The organism is uncultured Stenotrophomonas sp. (genome assembly GCF_963519925.1).
GTDB classification, from domain to species: domain Bacteria; phylum Pseudomonadota; class Gammaproteobacteria; order Xanthomonadales; family Xanthomonadaceae; genus Stenotrophomonas; species Stenotrophomonas maltophilia_AE.
On record NZ_CAUQPH010000083.1, the window covers coordinates 1 to 15,952 of the forward strand.

General features: G+C 68.7%; 11 protein-coding genes and 1 tRNA gene. 5 read left to right on the top strand and 7 right to left on the bottom strand.

Going from position 1 to position 15,952, the window contains the following annotated elements; genetic code table 11:
* The first annotated feature begins 229 nt into the window (after nt 1-229).
* Complete coding sequence (gene rnt, locus RWO33_RS13810; RefSeq protein WP_145478109.1) at nt 230-817, top strand: ribonuclease T; 588 nt, start codon at nt 230-232, stop codon at nt 815-817.
* Here the strand turns inward: rnt and RWO33_RS13815 are convergent, their stop codons facing one another.
* The 3 genes from RWO33_RS13815 to RWO33_RS13825 all read right to left on the bottom strand — a co-directional run bounded on the left by RWO33_RS13815 (nt 818) and on the right by RWO33_RS13825 (nt 6,095).
* Complete coding sequence (locus tag RWO33_RS13815; RefSeq protein WP_314105578.1) at nt 818-3,844, bottom strand: two-component regulator propeller domain-containing protein; 3,027 nt, start codon at nt 3,842-3,844, stop codon at nt 818-820.
* Between the two features lie 119 nt (nt 3,845-3,963).
* Nucleotides 3,964-5,373 (bottom strand): ATP-binding protein, encoded by a 1,410-nt coding sequence (locus tag RWO33_RS13820; protein WP_314105579.1) that lies wholly within the window; start codon nt 5,371-5,373, stop codon nt 3,964-3,966.
* Entirely contained in the window at nt 5,370-6,095 is a 726-nt protein-coding gene (locus tag RWO33_RS13825) for a response regulator transcription factor (RefSeq protein ID WP_314105581.1), read from the bottom strand. The genes RWO33_RS13820 and RWO33_RS13825 overlap by 4 nt, the downstream gene beginning before the upstream one ends.
* 200 nt (nt 6,096-6,295) lie before the next feature.
* Between RWO33_RS13825 and RWO33_RS13830 the strand changes: the two genes are divergently transcribed.
* The 3 genes from RWO33_RS13830 to RWO33_RS13840 are packed head-to-tail and all read left to right on the top strand — an operon-like array spanning nt 6,296 to nt 10,904.
* Nucleotides 6,296-7,534, top strand: a complete 1,239-nt coding sequence (locus RWO33_RS13830; protein WP_314105583.1) for an efflux RND transporter periplasmic adaptor subunit — start codon at nt 6,296-6,298, stop codon at nt 7,532-7,534.
* A complete protein-coding gene (locus tag RWO33_RS13835; protein ID WP_314105585.1) occupies nt 7,531-9,501 on the top strand; it encodes a MacB family efflux pump subunit in 1,971 nt (656 codons plus the stop codon). Before RWO33_RS13830 ends, RWO33_RS13835 begins: the two co-directional genes overlap by 4 nt.
* The gene (locus RWO33_RS13840) at nt 9,498-10,904 is read left to right on the top strand and encodes a TolC family protein (protein WP_314105587.1); all 1,407 of its coding nucleotides are present in this window, start codon (nt 9,498-9,500) and stop codon (nt 10,902-10,904) included. Before RWO33_RS13835 ends, RWO33_RS13840 begins: the two co-directional genes overlap by 4 nt.
* 75 nt (nt 10,905-10,979) lie before the next feature.
* On the opposite strand, the gene rlmB is transcribed toward RWO33_RS13840, so the two are convergent.
* The 3 genes from rlmB to rnr all read right to left on the bottom strand — a co-directional run bounded on the left by rlmB (nt 10,980) and on the right by rnr (nt 14,859).
* Nucleotides 10,980-11,723 carry a 23S rRNA (guanosine(2251)-2'-O)-methyltransferase RlmB gene (rlmB, locus tag RWO33_RS13845; RefSeq protein WP_145478116.1) on the bottom strand — a complete coding sequence of 248 codons (744 nt, stop codon included), beginning with the start codon at nt 11,721-11,723 and terminating at the stop codon, nt 10,980-10,982.
* Between the two features lie 97 nt (nt 11,724-11,820).
* On the bottom strand, nt 11,821-12,291 hold the full coding sequence (locus RWO33_RS13850; RefSeq protein WP_314105589.1) for a GFA family protein: 471 nt from the start codon (nt 12,289-12,291) through the stop codon (nt 11,821-11,823).
* A 96-nt stretch (nt 12,292-12,387) separates the two neighbouring features.
* Nucleotides 12,388-14,859: a ribonuclease R gene (gene rnr, locus RWO33_RS13855; protein ID WP_314105591.1), complete on the bottom strand. Its 2,472-nt coding sequence runs from the start codon at nt 14,857-14,859 to the stop codon at nt 12,388-12,390.
* Nucleotides 14,860-14,987: 128 nt separating this feature from the next.
* Here rnr and RWO33_RS13860 point away from each other — a divergent pair.
* A tRNA-Leu gene (locus tag RWO33_RS13860) sits at nt 14,988-15,074 on the top strand.
* A 44-nt stretch (nt 15,075-15,118) separates the two neighbouring features.
* Here the strand turns inward: RWO33_RS13860 and RWO33_RS13865 are convergent.
* On the bottom strand, nt 15,119-15,805 hold the full coding sequence (locus RWO33_RS13865) for a glutathione S-transferase family protein (RefSeq protein ID WP_314105593.1): 687 nt from the start codon (nt 15,803-15,805) through the stop codon (nt 15,119-15,121).
* Between the last annotated feature and the right edge of the window lie 147 nt (nt 15,806-15,952).

The following is a 15,952-nucleotide window of genomic DNA, read 5'->3' on the forward strand; positions in this document are numbered from 1 at the left end:
GGCCTGGGGCGGGTTCGCACTGGCAGCGGCGGTGCCGCTGGGCTGGCTGCTGCCGGGACCGGCGCTGGCACTGGCGGCGCTGGGTGGGGCTTTGCTGGGCGCGGCGGCATGGCAGCGCTGCCATGGGGCGGTCGGACCGCTCTGGTAGACTGCGGCGATGACTGACGACCTCCCCCAGGCTGCTGCCCCCGCGGCCCCAGCAGACGTGCCCTCTGCTGCACAGCGCATCATGGCGACCCGCTTCCGTGGCTTCCTGCCGGTGGTGGTGGACGTGGAAACCGGGGGCTTCGACTGCAACCGCAACGCGTTGCTGGAGATCGCCGCGGTACCGATCGAGATGGACGACAACGGCCTGCTCTTCCCGGGGCAGACCGCCAGCGCGCACGTGATCCCGGCCGAGGGCCTGGAGATCGATCCGAAGTCGCTGGAGATCACCGGCATCATCCTCGACCACCCGTTCCGCCTGGCCAAGAGCGAGAAGGACGCGCTGGACCACATCTTCGTGCCGGTGCGCGCGGCGATGAAGAAGTACGGCTGCCAGCGCGCGATCCTGGTCGGGCACAACGCGCACTTCGACCTGGGCTTCGTCAATGCGGCGGTGAACCGGGTCGGACACAAGCGCAACCCGTTCCATCCGTTCAGCGTGTTCGACACGGTGACCATGGCCGGCATCGCCTACGGGCAGACCGTGCTGGCGCGTGCGGCCACGGCGGCGGGGTTGGGCTGGGATGCGGAAGAAGCGCACAGCGCGGTGTATGACACCGAACAGACCGCGAAGCTGTTCTGCACGATCGCCAACGCGTGGCCCCGCCCCTGATCAACCGATCGCGGTGCGGTCGCGGCCTTCGCTCTTGGCCCGGTACAGCGCGCGGTCGGCGCGCTGGTAGAGCAGCATCGGGGTACGGTCGGCCGCATCCAGTTCGACCAGGCCGGCGCTGAAAGTCACCTGCAGGCCGGGTACGCCGGCCCAGTCCGGATGGTCATGGAACAGCCCGCGCAGGCGCGCGCAGACCTGCGCCGCTTCGGCCAGGCGGGTGTCATTGAGCAGCAGGGTGAATTCCTCGCCGCCGGTACGCGCCGGCATGTCCGAATCGCGGCACGCCGAGGCGATTACCCGCGCCACTTCCACCAGCACCACGTCGCCCACGCTGTGGCTGTGGCGGTCGTTCACTTCCTTGAAGTGGTCGATGTCCAGCACCACCAGGCACAGCGGGTGGCCGCTGCGCTGGGAACGGGCGAAGTCGCGCGCCAGCGCCTCGTCGAACGCACGGCGGTTGGGCAGGCCGGTCAGCGCGTCTTCGCGTGCCTGCCGTTCGAACTGCTCGGCCTGCACCGCCAGGCGCTCGGCGAGCAGTGTCTTCTCTTCGTTCAGCGCCTGCAGGCTGGCGGTCTGCGCCTGCAGGTCGCGGGTGGCCGCATCGACGCGGCGCGCCAGGCGCACGTTGCTGGCCTTGTAGCGTTTGATCAGGTATCGGTACAGCGCCACCAGCCCGGCCAGCAGCAGCAGGCCACCGATGAACTGTACGCTGCGCCGCTGCCACAGGAACGGCTCGACCGTGAACGCCCAGGTGGCTTCGCTGCCACTCCAGGTGCCGCCGGGATGCGCAGCCGCAACATGCAGGGTGTAATCCCCCGGCGGCAGGCCGATGAATTCCACGTTGCGCTGCTGGCCGCGCTCGATCCAGCTGGCGTCCAGACCGTCCAGCCGGGTGCGGTAGCGGATCCGCTCGGACATGAGGTAGCTCAGCCCGACGTAGTTGATGGTGATGCGGCGGCCGCCGGGCAACCGGTTGTGGTTGCTGCCCTGCCAATGCAGCGGCACCCCGTCGACCAGCACGTTCTCTATGGCCGCAGGCGGCGCCAGGCGTTCGCGGAACCGCTGCAGGCGCAGTGGGTCGACGGTGCTCAGCCCGCCGGCGGTGACCACCCAGAAGGTGCCGTCATTGCGCAGGATCGCCGACGGGCCGGAGCTGCCGTTGGCCTGCGAGTTGGCCATGCCGTCGATCTCGTTATAACGGTCGACCTCGACGACCCGCCTGCGTCCGTCAGCAACGTCGTTGAGCAGCGCCATGTCGGTGCGCAGGATGCCGCGATTGGAACTGATCCATACATTGCCGATGCGGTCGGGCACCAGCTGGAACACGGTGTCCACCGGCATGCCCTGCTCCAGGCCTACCCGCGCCAGTTGGCCGTCACGGTAGCGGTACAGGCCGCGGTCACTGCTGATCCACATCGCATCGCCGATGTGCTGGAAGCCGAACACGCTGCGCCCGCCGCCGAGCGGGGCCAGGTCGACCGCCTCCACGCGGTTGCCGCGCAACACACGGATGCCTTCGATGGTGCCGATCCAGAGGTCGCCGGCGTCGTCATGCGCCAGGGCGGTGATCAGCCCGGTCGGCAGGCCCGCAATGCCGGGCACGGTGACGCCGTTGGCGTCCAGCCGCGCCACGCCTTTCTGGGTGCCGGCCCACACCGCGCCGTCGCGGTCCACGCTCATCGCGCGGATGTTCCCGCCCGGCAGGCCGTCTTCCGCGCCGTACCGGCGCAGCATGCGGCCCTGCCCGTCCAGGCGCAGGATGCCATCGCCGAACGTGCCCACCCACAGCGCGTTGTCATGGTCCTGGGCCAGGCTCAGCACCGAGGGCGTCTTGCCGCCGCTGTTGCGCAGCGCGACCGGGTGGAACCGGCCCTGGCTGTCGCGGCGGTCCAGGCCGCTGGCACTGCCCACCCACAACTGGCGGCTGCGGTCTTCCAGCACGGTGCGTACGTAGGCGCCGCTGAGCCCATCGTGTTCGGTGAAGCTGCTGAACAACGTCTCGCGCAGCCGGTACAGCCCGCCGTTGGCGCCCACCCAGATGCTGCCTTCGGCATCCTCGCGCAGGCTGACCACGCGCCCGCCCGGCAATGACAGCCCGGTGGGCAGGCGTTCCAGGCCATGCCGGGAAAGCCGCAGCAGGCCCTGGCTCTCGGTGCCCAGCCACAGGTCGCCGTGGCGGTCCTGCAGCATCGAAGTGATGTGCATGCCGGTGGCCTGCCGGTGCTGCAGCTGCGGCACGCCGTCCTGCATGCGGTAGATGCGCTCGCCGGCGACGATCCACAGCACGCCATCCGGGGCCCGGTATGGCCAGACCAGGCCGCGGCCCAGGCCCCAGCTTTCCGGTGCGCGGCGCAGCACGCCGTCGGTGCCGCGCACCACCAGGCCATCCAGGGTGCCGACCCAGACCCGGTCCTGCGCGTCCACCACCAGTTTGGTGAAGCTCATCGCCATCGGCACACCCGGCGGGGGTGGCTGGTACTCGAACTTCCCGTCGCGGGTCACGCTGCCGATGCCGTTGCCTTCGTACAGCAGCCAGAGCCGGCCATGGCTGTCCATCTGCATGGCCTGGATCAGCACCTGCGGTGCCGGTGGCTGGTGCGGGAACACCTGCCAGCGCCCGTCGGCGGTGCGGCGGGTGACGTTGCCGCGCGAATCGCTGATCCACAGGCCGCCGTCGCGGTCCACGAACAGCGCCCCCACGCCGTTGTCGCGCAGGCCGGGTCGGGTACTGCGGTCGAACACGGTGAAGTCCAGCCCGTTGTAGCGCACCAGGCCTTCCCAGGTGGCGAACCACAGGTGCCCTTCCGGGGTCTGCGCGATGTCGCGCAGCGAGTTGTGCGGCAGCCCGTTGCGCGAGGTCCAGACATCGATGGCGTAGTCGCGCAGCGGCGGCGGGCCATCCTGCGCGGCGAGCGTCCCCGGCAGCCCGGACAACAGGCACAGCAACAACAGCGCCTGGCAAAGGCGCTGGAGGGTCACTGCTGCTTGTGCCGGCCGCCACCGGGTCCAGCCTCCCCCTTGCCTCATCCGCAAGGATCCGACAGGGAGCTGGAAAGGAAGCCGGCCAGATCGAACGCACTCATGCGGCAAACGCTGGCGGGGGATGCCCATAGTAGGCAAATCCGCGCCGCTTTGCCCGTGCCGGCTCAGCCGGCGCGATGGGCCGCGGGGCGTGGCGGTACCGGCCAGTGCACGATCGCCTCGAGCCCGCCCTGCGCGAGGTTGCGCAGGTGCAGCGTGGCGCCGTCTTTCTCGGCCAGCGCACGGGCAATGGTCAGGCCCAGCCCGGCCCCGCCGGTGGCCCGCGAACGTGAGGTCTCCAGCCGCACGAACGGGTCGAACACGGTTTCCAGTTCGTCCTCGGCCAGGCCGGGCCCCTGGTCGCGCACGCGCACCCGCACGCCGTCGCTGCCCTGCTCCACCCTGACCTCGGCGGTGCCGCCGTAACTGATCGCGTTGTCCACCAGGTTCGAGAACAGGCGGTGCATGGCCAGGGGCCGCAGCATCAACACCGCGCCGCTGCCCTGCGCGAAGCGGGCCTCCGCGCCGGCCTCGACCGCGTCTTCGACAATGCTTTCCAGCAGCGAATCCAGGTCCAGCGCCGCGCGCGGTTCGGCACTCTCCGCGCTGCGGGCCAGCTCCAGGCCCTCGCGGATCAGTGCCTGCATCGCGCCCAGGTCGCCGATCAGGCGCTCGCGCAGCGCTTCATCGCCCACGTTTTCCAGGCGCAGGCGCAACCGGGTTACCGGGGTCTGCAGGTCGTGGGTGATCGCGGCCAGCATCTGGGTGCGCTCGCCCAGCGTGCGCTGCAGGCGCTTCTGCATGGCGTTGAAGGCCTCAGCCGCACGCCGGACTTCCAGCGGCCCGGTCACCGGCAGCGGTTCGCGCTGCAGGTCGTCGCCGAGCTCGGCCGCGGCCGACGCCAGCCGCTGCAGCGGCGCGCTGGCCATGCGCGCGACCAGGTAGGCCAGCCCGCCGATGGCCAGCACCAGCAGGGTCAGGAACAGCGGGTCGACCGCCAGGATGCCGTTGTGGGCGATGGCGGGCGATTCCAGCGCCAGCGACAGCACGGTGCCGTCGCTGAGCGGCACCTGCACCGCCCGGCATTTGGGCGGAATGAAGGCCGGGTCGCGTTCGTGCGGCGGCCGGCGCCGCTCCTGCGGCGGCGGCGGTGGGAGCAGTTCCTGGGCCTTGGCCAGGCAGGAACGGAACGAGGTGAAATGCACCGTGGCATGCGCCACCGGGCCCTGGCGGTCATCCAGCACCGCCATCATCGCGGCGTCCTCGCGGCCCAGGCGCGCCCCGTCCGGCAGGCTGCGCACCGCCGGCCCGCCCACCATCAACAGCCGGTCGCGCAGCTCGGGGTTGCCGTCGAGCATGTTGACGAAGCCCTGCAGGCGGTCCGCGATGCGATTGAGGTTCTGGCGTTCGAATTCCTGCTGGCGCTTGGCGCTGGCCAGCATGGTCGCGCCGATGGCGGCCACGCTCATGCCCAGCAGCAGGATCAGGAACAGGCGCCCGACCATGGAGGCGAAGAAACCGCGCAGCCGCTTCATTCCAGGGTGACCGCCGTGGCCAGCACGTAGCCTTCGTTGCGCACGGTCTTGATCAGCCCATCGCTGCCGCCATCGTCGGCCAGCTTGTTGCGCAGGCGGCTGACCTGCAGGTCGATCGCGCGGTCCTGCGACTCATAGTTGCGGCCGCTGCTGAGCGACACAAGCTGCTCGCGCGACAGCACCTTGTTGGCATGGCCGACGAACACCCGCAGCAGGCGGAACTCCGCGCCGGACAGCACCACCACGCGCCCGTCCGGGTCGACCAGGTGGCGATGTTCCAGGTCGAAGACCCACTGCGAGAAACGCGCGCGGCGGATCGCCAGCGGTTCCAGGTTGGCCGGCAGCGCCTCGGTCCGGCGCAGCACGTTGCGGATCCGCGCCAGCAGCTCGCGCGGTTCGAACGGCTTGCCCAGGTAGTCGTCGGCGCCCATCTCCAGGCCCAGCACGCGGTCGATCGGCTCGCTGCGCGCGGTGAGCATGATCACCGGCGTGCTCGAGCGCGCGCGCAGGTCACGGCACAGGGTGAGCCCGTCCTCGCGCGGCAGGTTGAGGTCGAGCACGATCAGGTCCACATGCTCGCGGTCCAGTACCTGGCGCATGCCCTGGCCATCGCTGGCAGTGCTCACCTGGTAGCCGGCGCGGCCGAGCTGCTCGGCCAGCAGCTGGCGGATGTCATTGTCGTCGTCGACGATCAGCAGGCGTTGCATCGTTGTGGTCTCCATGCGGCGATGATCCCCTGTCGGGAGCTGAACCGCATCCTCTGGTTTGCGTATGCATGTTTCAGGCACCTCGCCCGATACATGCCGACACGTGGAAAGGTGGCGTGGTTACGTGGTGTTACACGGCGAGCGTTGAGCGGCCCTGCCCCGCTCTTCACAATGCTGACAACGCCGGACACCGGCCTGTCGAGTTGACGATCATCGTGAAGCCCCGCCTGCCCACCACCCGCCGCGGCCGCGTGCTGCTGTTGATCGCCGCCCTCGTCGTGGTCGTCGCCATTGTCGCATGGACCCTGCGCAAGCCCAGCGCGCCGACCCTGGCTACCAGTCCGGTGACCCGCGGCGACCTGGAACAGACGGTGGAAGCCACCGGGGTGATCGATGCCTACAAGCTGGTCAGCGTCGGTGCGCAGGCGTCCGGCCAGATCAAGTCGCTGAAGGTGCAGCTGGGCGACACCGTCAGACAGGGCGACCTGATCGCCGAAATCGACGCCACCACCCAGCAGAACGCTGTGCTCAATGCGCAGGCGTCGCTGGACCAGGTCATCGCCCAGCGCGCGGTGCAACAGGCCAGCCTGCGCCAGGCCGAACTGGAGTTCGCCCGCCAGCAGCAGATGCTGGCTGCCGAAGCGACCTCGCGGGCCGAATATGACACCGCCGAAGCCCAGCTGAAGACCGCCCGTGCCCAGGTCAAGTCGTACGAGGCGCAGATCAAGGGCCGCGAAACCGAGCTCGGCACCGCCAACGCCAACCTGGCTTACACCCGCATCACCGCGCCGATGGACGGCACCGTGGTCGCGGTGGTCGCCGAAGAAGGCCGCACCGTCAACGCCAACCAGACCGCACCGACGATCGTCATGCTGGCGCGGTTGGACCTGGTCACGGTCAATGCGGAAGTGTCCGAAGCGGACGTGGTCAAGATCAAGGCCGGCATGCCGGTGTACTTCACCACCCTGGGCGATCCGGACCGCAAGTACCACGCCACCCTGCGCCAGATCAATCCGGCGCCCTCGTCGATCGCCAGCGACAGTTCGAGCAGCTCCAGTTCGTCCAGTTCCAGCGCCAGCACCGCCGTGTACTACAACGCACTGTTCGACGTGGAAAACCCGGACGGTACGCTGCGCATCGACATGACCGCGCAGGTCTCGGTGCTGCTCAAGCAGGCCAGGGGCGTACTGACCATTCCGTCGGTGGCGCTGGGCCCGAAGGCGCGCGACGGCCAGTACGTGGTGCGCGTGGCCGATGCCGACGGCATGCCGCAGCCGCGCAAGGTCAGGATCGGCATCAACACCGGCTCCAGCGCCGAAGTGCTCTCGGGGTTGAAGGAAGGCGAGAAGGTGGTGGTCGGTGAAGGCAGCGCCACCCCGACCGCCAACAGCGGTGGCAGCCGCGGCGGTGCGCAGATGCGCATGGGCGGCCCGGGCATGGGGCCGCGTCGATGAAGACCGCTGCGACCGGCGCGCCGCTGCTGCGGCTGCGCGACCTGCGCCGGGAGTTTCCCGCCGGCGAAGAGACCATCGCCGTGCTGCGCGACGTCAACCTGGACATTGCCGCCGGCGAAATGGTGGCCATCGTCGGCCAGTCCGGCTCGGGGAAGTCGACGCTGATGAACATCCTCGGCTGCCTGGACCGCCCCACCCGCGGCAGCTACCAGGTCGCCGGCCGCGAGACCGGCAGCATGCTGCCCGACGAGCTGGCCGAACTGCGCCGCGAGCACTTCGGCTTCATCTTCCAGCGCTACCACCTGCTGGGTGACCTCGATGCCCGCGGCAACGTGGAAGTGCCGTCGGTGTACGCCGGCAGCCCGGCGGCGGTGCGCAGCGCGCGCGCCGAACAGCTGCTGCAGCGGCTGGGCCTGGGCGACCGCATGCGGCACAAGCCCGGCCAGCTGTCCGGCGGCCAGCAGCAGCGCGTATCGATTGCGCGGGCGTTGATGAACGGCGGCGAGGTGATCCTGGCCGACGAACCCACCGGCGCGCTGGACACGAAATCCGGCGAGGAAGTGATGGGCATCCTGGGCGAGCTGCATGCCGAAGGCCACACCATCATCATCGTCACCCACGACATGTCGGTGGCCGAACACGCCCAGCGCATCATCGAGATCCGCGACGGCGAGATCATCGCCGACCGCATCAACCCCAACGCGCCCAGCTACCGGGCCCAGCGCACGCCGACCGTGGCCGCCGCCAGGGGGCACAGCCGGCGTGCCGCGCGCGACCGCTTCACCGAGGCGTTCCGCATGGCCCTGCTGGCGATGAACGCGCACCGCCTGCGCACCTTCCTGACCATGCTCGGCATCATCATCGGCATTGCCTCGGTGGTGTCGGTAGTGGCGATGGGCAATGGATCGCAGCAGCAGATCCTGCAGAACATCAGCGCGCTCGGCACCAACACCATCGACGTCTACCCCGGCCGCGGCTTCGGCGACATGCGCTCGGCACGCGTGCAGACCCTGAAGGCCAGCGATGCCGATGCGCTGTCGCGGCAGAGCTACATCGACAGCGTCACCCCCAGCGTCTCCTCGTCGGCCACCGCGCGCTACCGCAACCAGTCGGCCACCGCACAGGTCAGCGGCGTGGGCGAACAGTTCTTCCGGGTCAAGGGCGTGACCCTGAGCGCGGGCAGTTTCTTCGATGCCGATGCGGTGAAAGGACTGGCGCAGGTGGCGGTGATCGATGAGAACACCCGCGCCCAGTTCTTCCCCAACGGCGCCGACCCGGTCGGCCAGGTGATCCTGCTGGGCAACGTGCCGGTGCGCGTGATCGGCGTGGCACAGCGCCAGAGCATGGGCTTTGGCAGCAGCACCAGCCTTTCGATCTGGGTGCCCTACACCACCGTGATGTCGCGCATGCTGGGCCAGAGCCACGTGTCCAGCATCACCGTACGGGTGGACGATGCAACCCCGATGGATGCGGCGCAGGCGGCGATCTCCAGGCTGCTGGTCATGCGCCACGGTACCGAGGACTTCTTCCTGAGCAACAGCGCCGAGATCCGCGACACCATCGAGCAGACCACGCGCACGATGACGCTGCTGATCAGTGCGATCGCCGCGATCGCGCTGCTGGTAGGCGGGATCGGGGTGATGAACATCATGCTGGTGTCAGTCACTGAACGCACCCGCGAAATCGGCGTGCGCATGGCGGTGGGCGCGCGGCAAAGCGATATCCGCCAGCAGTTCCTGATCGAAGCGGTACTGGTCTGCCTGCTCGGCGGCGTGCTCGGAGTGGCGCTGTCGCTGCTGGTGGGCTGGTTGTTCGGCAGATTCGCGGCGGATTTCCAGATGGTGTTCTCGACCGCCTCGATCATTGCCGCGTTCGCCTGCTCCAGCCTTATCGGCGTGGCGTTCGGCTTCCTTCCGGCCCGTAGTGCGGCCCAACTCGACCCCGTGGAGGCGCTGGCGCGCGAATGAAGATTCCATTCCTTTCCCCGTTCGTCCTGCTGCTGTCGGCGTGCGCGAGCACCGGCCAGTACCAGGTGGATCCGCCCAGCGTGCCGGCGGTGTATGGCCGTGGCGATGCGCAGCGCAATGCGCCGGTCGAACCGTCGGCCACGCCTGCCACCAGCCCGCGCAGCGACGTCCGCGACGACGCGTGGTGGAGCGGCTTTGGCGACCCGCGACTGGACCGGGTCATCGCCCGCGCCCTGCAGGCCAACACCGACCTGGCCTCGGCCGGGCTGGCGGTGCAGCGTGCCCGGCTGCAGGCCGGGCTGAGCGACAACGCGCTGTGGCCGCAGCCATCAGGCAGCGTCAGCAGCAGCGGCAACCGTGCCATCGACCAGGGCGCGGACTGGAACCGCGGCAGTTCGGCCGGCGTTTTGCTGCAATGGGAAATCGATCTGTGGGGACGCCTGCGCGCCCAGCGCGACATCGCACAGTGGGAAGCGCAGGCCAGCGAAGAAGACCTGCAGAACACGGCGCTGCTGGTGATCGGCGATGTAGCGACCCAGTACTGGACCCTGGCGTACCTCAACCAGTCGATCAGCGCCGGCCAGGCCAACCTGGAGCGCCTGCAGCGCACCCTGGAACTGGTGCAGGCGCGGTTCGACGCCGGTGCGGTGTCGCGGCTGGAAGTGCGCCAGGCCACGCAGTCGCTGGAGGCGCAGCGGGCCGCGCAGAGCGCGCTGGAACAGCAACGGGTGGCCAGCCGCAATGCGCTCACCGTGCTGCTGGACGGCCAGCCGTGGCCGCAGGCCGACGAGCCGCAGGTGCTGGAGATCGCTGCCACCCCGGTGATTGCCGAAGGCCTGCCGGCCGGCCTGCTGGGTCGCCGACCCGACCTGCGCGCGGCCGAACTGCGCCTGCGCAACAGCCTGACGAACATAAAGGTGACCGCGACGAGTTATTACCCGGCGCTGAGCCTGACCGGCGGCGTGAGCAGCGGCGCGACCACCTTGTCGGACGTGTTGAAGAATCCGGTGGCGTCGCTGGGCGCGGGCCTGTCGCTGCCGTTCCTGAACATCCGCCAGGCGCAGCTGGACACGCAGATCGCCGGCACCGATTACCAGATCGCCGCCAATACGTTCCGGCGCACGCTGTACACGGCGCTGTCGGAAGTGGACAACGCGCTGTCGGCGCGCAGCCAGCTGGCCACCCAGGTGGCGGCATCGCAGGCGTCGTATGACGAAGCGGTGGAAATCGAGCGCATGTACGAAGTGCGCTACCGGGTCGGCGCGACAGACCTGCGCACCTGGCTGGAAGCGCAGCAGACCCGGCGTGATGCGGAGCTGTCGCTGGCGTCGGTGAAGCAGAAGCAGCTGGTGAACGATGTGACGCTGTTCAAGGCGTTGGGGGGAAGCGCCAACGCGCCGTAGAGCCACGCCCTGCGTGGCTTCGCGGTACCGGACCAAAGCGCAGCCACGCAGGGCGTGGCTCTACGCGGCCGGTGGTTACCCGCGCTGGCGGACCGCCTCGAACAGGGCGACGCCCGCGGCCACCGAGACGTTCAGGCTTTCGATGTCGCCCGGCATCGGAATCTTGACCAGGCCATCGCAGTTCTCGCGGGTCAAGCGGCGCATGCCGTCCGCTTCGCCGCCGAGGACCAGCGCGACGTTGCCCTTCAGATCGATGGAATACAGCGAGGCGGTGGCTTCGCCGGCCAGGCCGTAGATCCAGACGCCCTGCTTCTGCAGGTCCTTCAGGCAACGCGACAGGTTGGTCACCGCAACCACCGGAATACGGTCGGCGGCACCTGCCGAGGTTTTGCGCACGGTGGCATTGACCGTGGCCGACTTGTCCTTGGGAATGATCACCGCGGTGGCCCCGGCGGCGGCAGCGCTGCGCAGGCAGGCGCCGAGGTTGTGCGGGTCCTGCACCTCGTCGAGGATCAGCAGCAGGGCCTTGCCCTCGGCCGCTTCGACCAGGCCTTCGAGCTCGTTCTCGCCGTAGGTCCGGGCCGCCTGGTAGCGGGCGGCCACGCCCTGGTGGCGCACCGAACCGCCCACGCCGTCCAGCGCCTGGGTGTTCACCTTGCGCACGTCGATGCCCTTGCGCCGTGCGTTTTCCTCGATTTCGGTCAGCCGGGGATTCTTCGCGCTGGCCTCGATGAGCACTTCGCGGACGTTCTCGGCATCGTTCTCGATCGAGGAGGCGACGGCGTTGACGCCGACGATCCACTGGCTTTGCTTGCTCATTGCGGGGCGGGACCGGTACAGGGGGTGGTAATGGTAGAGCATTGCCGGGGGTCTGTCCGGCGTACAGCCGGGCAGAGCCCGGCTCTACCCGGCTGCCTTACCGCGGCCAGCGCTGGGTGTCGCGGTCCGGGTGCTGGTTGGAAACCAGCGTCCGCAGCCGCTCGGCGTCGGGGTCGTCTTCCTGCAGGATCACCGCCAGCCCGCCAAGGTGGTCCACGAACGGCAGCTTGGACTCGGTGCCGTACTGGACCGTGGGCGGGAGGCGTCCAGGCTGGTCGAAGGCACCGGCGGCCACGGCCATGCCGTCTTCGCCCTCGTAGGTCAGCGGGGTACCGCAGTCGGCGCAGAAGCCGCGTCTGAAATGGTTGGACGACTGGAACCGGCGCGGTTCGCCGCGGGTCCACTGGAAGTCGGCACCGCGCACCGAGACCAGCGGCGCGTAGTACGCGCCGAAGGCCTTCTGGCACATCCGGCAGTGGCAGATGGAGATGTCAGGCAGGGCGCCGCGGACGTGGAAGCGGATCGCGCCGCACTGGCAACCGCCGGAGAATTCTGGAACGGGGTTCATGGGTCGGTCCTCGCGTGGCGTACCGACCAACGGTCGGTACCTACCGGTTGGAAGCCTGGGTAGATGCCGAACGATGGTCGGCATCCCGGTGACGCCTCAATACTTCTGCTTCTGCCGCTTGGCCGGCTGGCCACGTGGCGGGAACGCCGGTTCTTCGTCGTCCTTCTCTTCCACCAGGCGGAAGTCGATCTTGCGCTCTTCCATGCTGGCCTTGAGCACCAGGATCCGCACGCGGTCGCCCAGACGGTAGCTCTTGCCGCGGCGCTCGCCACTGAGCGTCTTGCGGGTGGCATCGAACTGGTAATAGTCGTGCGGCAACTGGGTGACGTGGACAAGGCCGTTGACCTTGGATTCGTCCAGCTCCACGAACAGGCCGAAGCTGGTCACGCCGCTGATCACGCCGTCGAACTGCCCACCGACGTGCTTTTCCATCCACGCCGCGCGGTAGCGTTCGTCCACTTCGCGCTCGGCCTCGTCGGCACGGCGCTCGCGTTCGGAACACTGCAGCGCCAGCGCGGCCATTTCGCGCTGGGTGTAGGTGAACTTGTCCAGCGGCTTGCCGCTCAGCGCGTGCTTGATCGCGCGGTGCACCAGCAGGTCGGGGTAGCGGCGGATCGGCGAGGTGAAATGCGCGTAGGCATCCAGCGCCAGCCCGAAGTGGCCCTGGTTTTCCGGCGAATACACCGCCAGGCTCTGGCTGCGCAGCAGCACCGATTCCAGCAGCGCGGCGTCGGGACGCTCGCGTACCTTCTTGAGCAGCTTGGTGTAGTCGCCCGGCTGCACCTTCGACCACGGCGGCAGGCTCAGCTTGAATTCCTTGAGGAACTCCAGCAGGTCGTCGAACTTCGCCTCCGGCGGCTTGGCGTGGTCACGGAACGGCGCCGGCATGTGCTTGTACAGCAGGTAACGCGCGGCCTGCACGTTGGCCGCGATCATGCATTCCTCGATCAGCTTGTGTGCGTCGTTGCGCACCAGCATGCCGGCCTGGGTGACTTCGCCGGTGTTGTCCAGCACGAAGCGCACTTCGGACGATTCGAACTCGATCGCACCGCGCCGGGTGCGCGCCTTGGCCAGCACTTTGTACAACTGGTGCAGGCGCTCGACCTGCGGCAGCACCGCGGCAATCTGCGTGCGCACCGCCGGATCGTTTTCACCGACCGCCTGCCAGACCTGGTTATAGGTCAGGCGGGCATGCGAGTTCATCACCGCTTCGTAGAAGCGCGAGTGCATCACTTCACCGTCGCGCCCGACCTGCATGTCGCAGACGAAGCACATGCGGTCGACCTTGGGCATCAGCGAGCAGATGCCGTTGGACAGGGTCTCGGGCAGCATCGGCACGACGAAGCCGGGGAAGTACACCGAGGTGGCGCGCTTCTGCGCCTCATCGTCCAGCGGCGTGCCGGGGCGGACATAGTTGGAGACGTCGGCGATGGCCACCACCAGGCGGAAGCCGTCGGCGTTGGGTTCGCAGTAGACCGCGTCGTCGAAGTCCTTGGCGTCTTCACCGTCGATGGTCACCAGCGGCGTGCTGCGCAGGTCGACGCGGTCGCCGATCATGCCCGGTTCGACCTGCATGGGAACGGCGGCGGCTTCGTCGAGGACGGCCTGCGGGAATTCGAATGGCAGTTCGTGGCCGTGGATGGCGGTTTCCACGATCAGCGAGGCGGTGAGCTTGTCACCGAGCACGGCGATGATGCGGCCGATCGGCGGGCGCCGGGTGTCCGGGGCCTGGGTCAGTTCGCACACCACCAGCTGGCCATCGCGGGCGTCGCCGGTCTGGTCGGGCGGAATCTGCACGTTGCGCTGGATGCGCTTGTCGTCGGGCACCACGTAGTTGATGCCGAACTCAACGCTGAAACGGCCGATCAGGCGGGTCATGCCGCGCTCGAGCACGCGCGCGATGCTGCCTTCGCGGCGCCCGCGGCGGTCGATGCCGGTCACGTTGGCGAGCACGCGGTCGCCATGCATGACCTTGCGCATTTCATACGGCGCCAGGAACAGGTCATCGCCACCTTCGACCGGGCGCAGGAAGCCGAACCCTTCCGGGTTGGCGATCACCACGCCGGTGATCAGGTTGGTGGCCTGGACGGGTGCGAAGCCGCCGCGGCGGTTCTGCACCAGCTGGCCGTCGCGCACCATGGCGCCCAGGCGCTTGCCCAGCGCGTCGGCGCGGTCGGGTTCGGTCAGGCCCAGCTGGGCGCCGATCTCCTCGGCGGTCTGCGGGCCATCGCAGCGGTCGAGCAGCTGCAGGATGGCTTCGCGGCTGGCAATCGGCTGGGCGTAGCGTTCAGCTTCGCGGGCCGCATAGGGGTCTTCCACCGGGCCGCCGGCCGGCAGCGGGTGCGGATTGCGCCGGGTCGGGACGGGCGCGCCATGGTCCGGCTTGGGACCGCTGCGCTTGCCGCCACGGGGCGGTGCCGGGGTGTTCATGGAGTCGGGCATCCAGGGCGGCAGCTTCTTGCCGGACTTGGCAGCAGCAGCGCGGGGCTTGCCCGACGGACCGGCAGCCTGCTTGGGCGCCGGAGACTTGGGGGCTTTCGCGCCCCGGGTCGGTTTCTTTGTTTTCATCGACCCCCATGGTACCGCGTGGCGGTGTGCAGAATGGGTCATTGCCGCCGCGCATGCAGGATTGTGAAGAATTTTCACGAAACCGTTGACAAGCCTCCCGGGCATGCCCACAATTCGCCCCCTGAGTCGCCCAGGTGGCGGAATTGGTAGACGCACTAGCTTCAGGTGCTAGCGGGGGCAACTTCGTGGAGGTTCGAGTCCTCTCCTGGGCACCACGACTCGGTAAATGATCAAACCCGCGCAAGCGGGTTTTTTCGTTTCAGGCCTCGGCGACGTAGAAGCGCGCGGCCAGCCCTGCCCGTCCGGGGAAGTACTTGAACCAGGGACGCGCGGCGTCGACGACGGCGGCGATATCCGGATGCACCATCAGGCGCTCGAAATAAGCGAGCAGGCGTGCGTGCGTTTCCGGCATCGGCACATACGCAACGGCGTAGAACAAGGCCGGCGCTGCGGCGCAGTCGGCCATGCTGAAGTCCTCCCCTGCCAGCCATGTCCGTCCGTCGAGCTGGCGGTTGAGTGCGGCGTAGCTGTGCAGCAGCAGTGATCGCGCAGCCTCGGCGGCCGGTTCGCTGCGTGCGCTCTCCGGCGTGAGCAGTTCGGCGGTCAGGGCCTGCATGGGGGTCATGAGGTAGAAGTCGCAGAACCGGTCCCAGAAGCGCACGGCCAGGGCAGCGTCGGGGTCGGCCGGGATCAGGCCCGGGCCATCGCTGGACAGCCGTTGCTGCAGGTACTCGATGATGATGCTGGTCTCGGCCACCACCCTGCCCTGGTCGACCAGCACCGGCATCTTTCGCGCCGGGGACAGTGCGTCGAGCATGGCGCGCTGCGCGGCGTCGCCGAGGTTCAACAGGCGCTCGTCCAGGGCGACGCCCAGCACGCGGGCGGCAATGAGCACCTTCTGGCAGCAGGACGACAGCGGGTGGGCGTGCAGGATCGGCAGTGCCATGGAAGCTCCAGACCGTCGGGTGTCGGGCGAGTATGCCAAGCGCCGCCCGTGCATGCATTGACAGCCCGAAACGCCTTCCGCATAATTCGCCTCCTGAGTCGCCCAGGTGGCGGAATTGGTAGACGCACTAGCTTCAGGTGCTAGCGG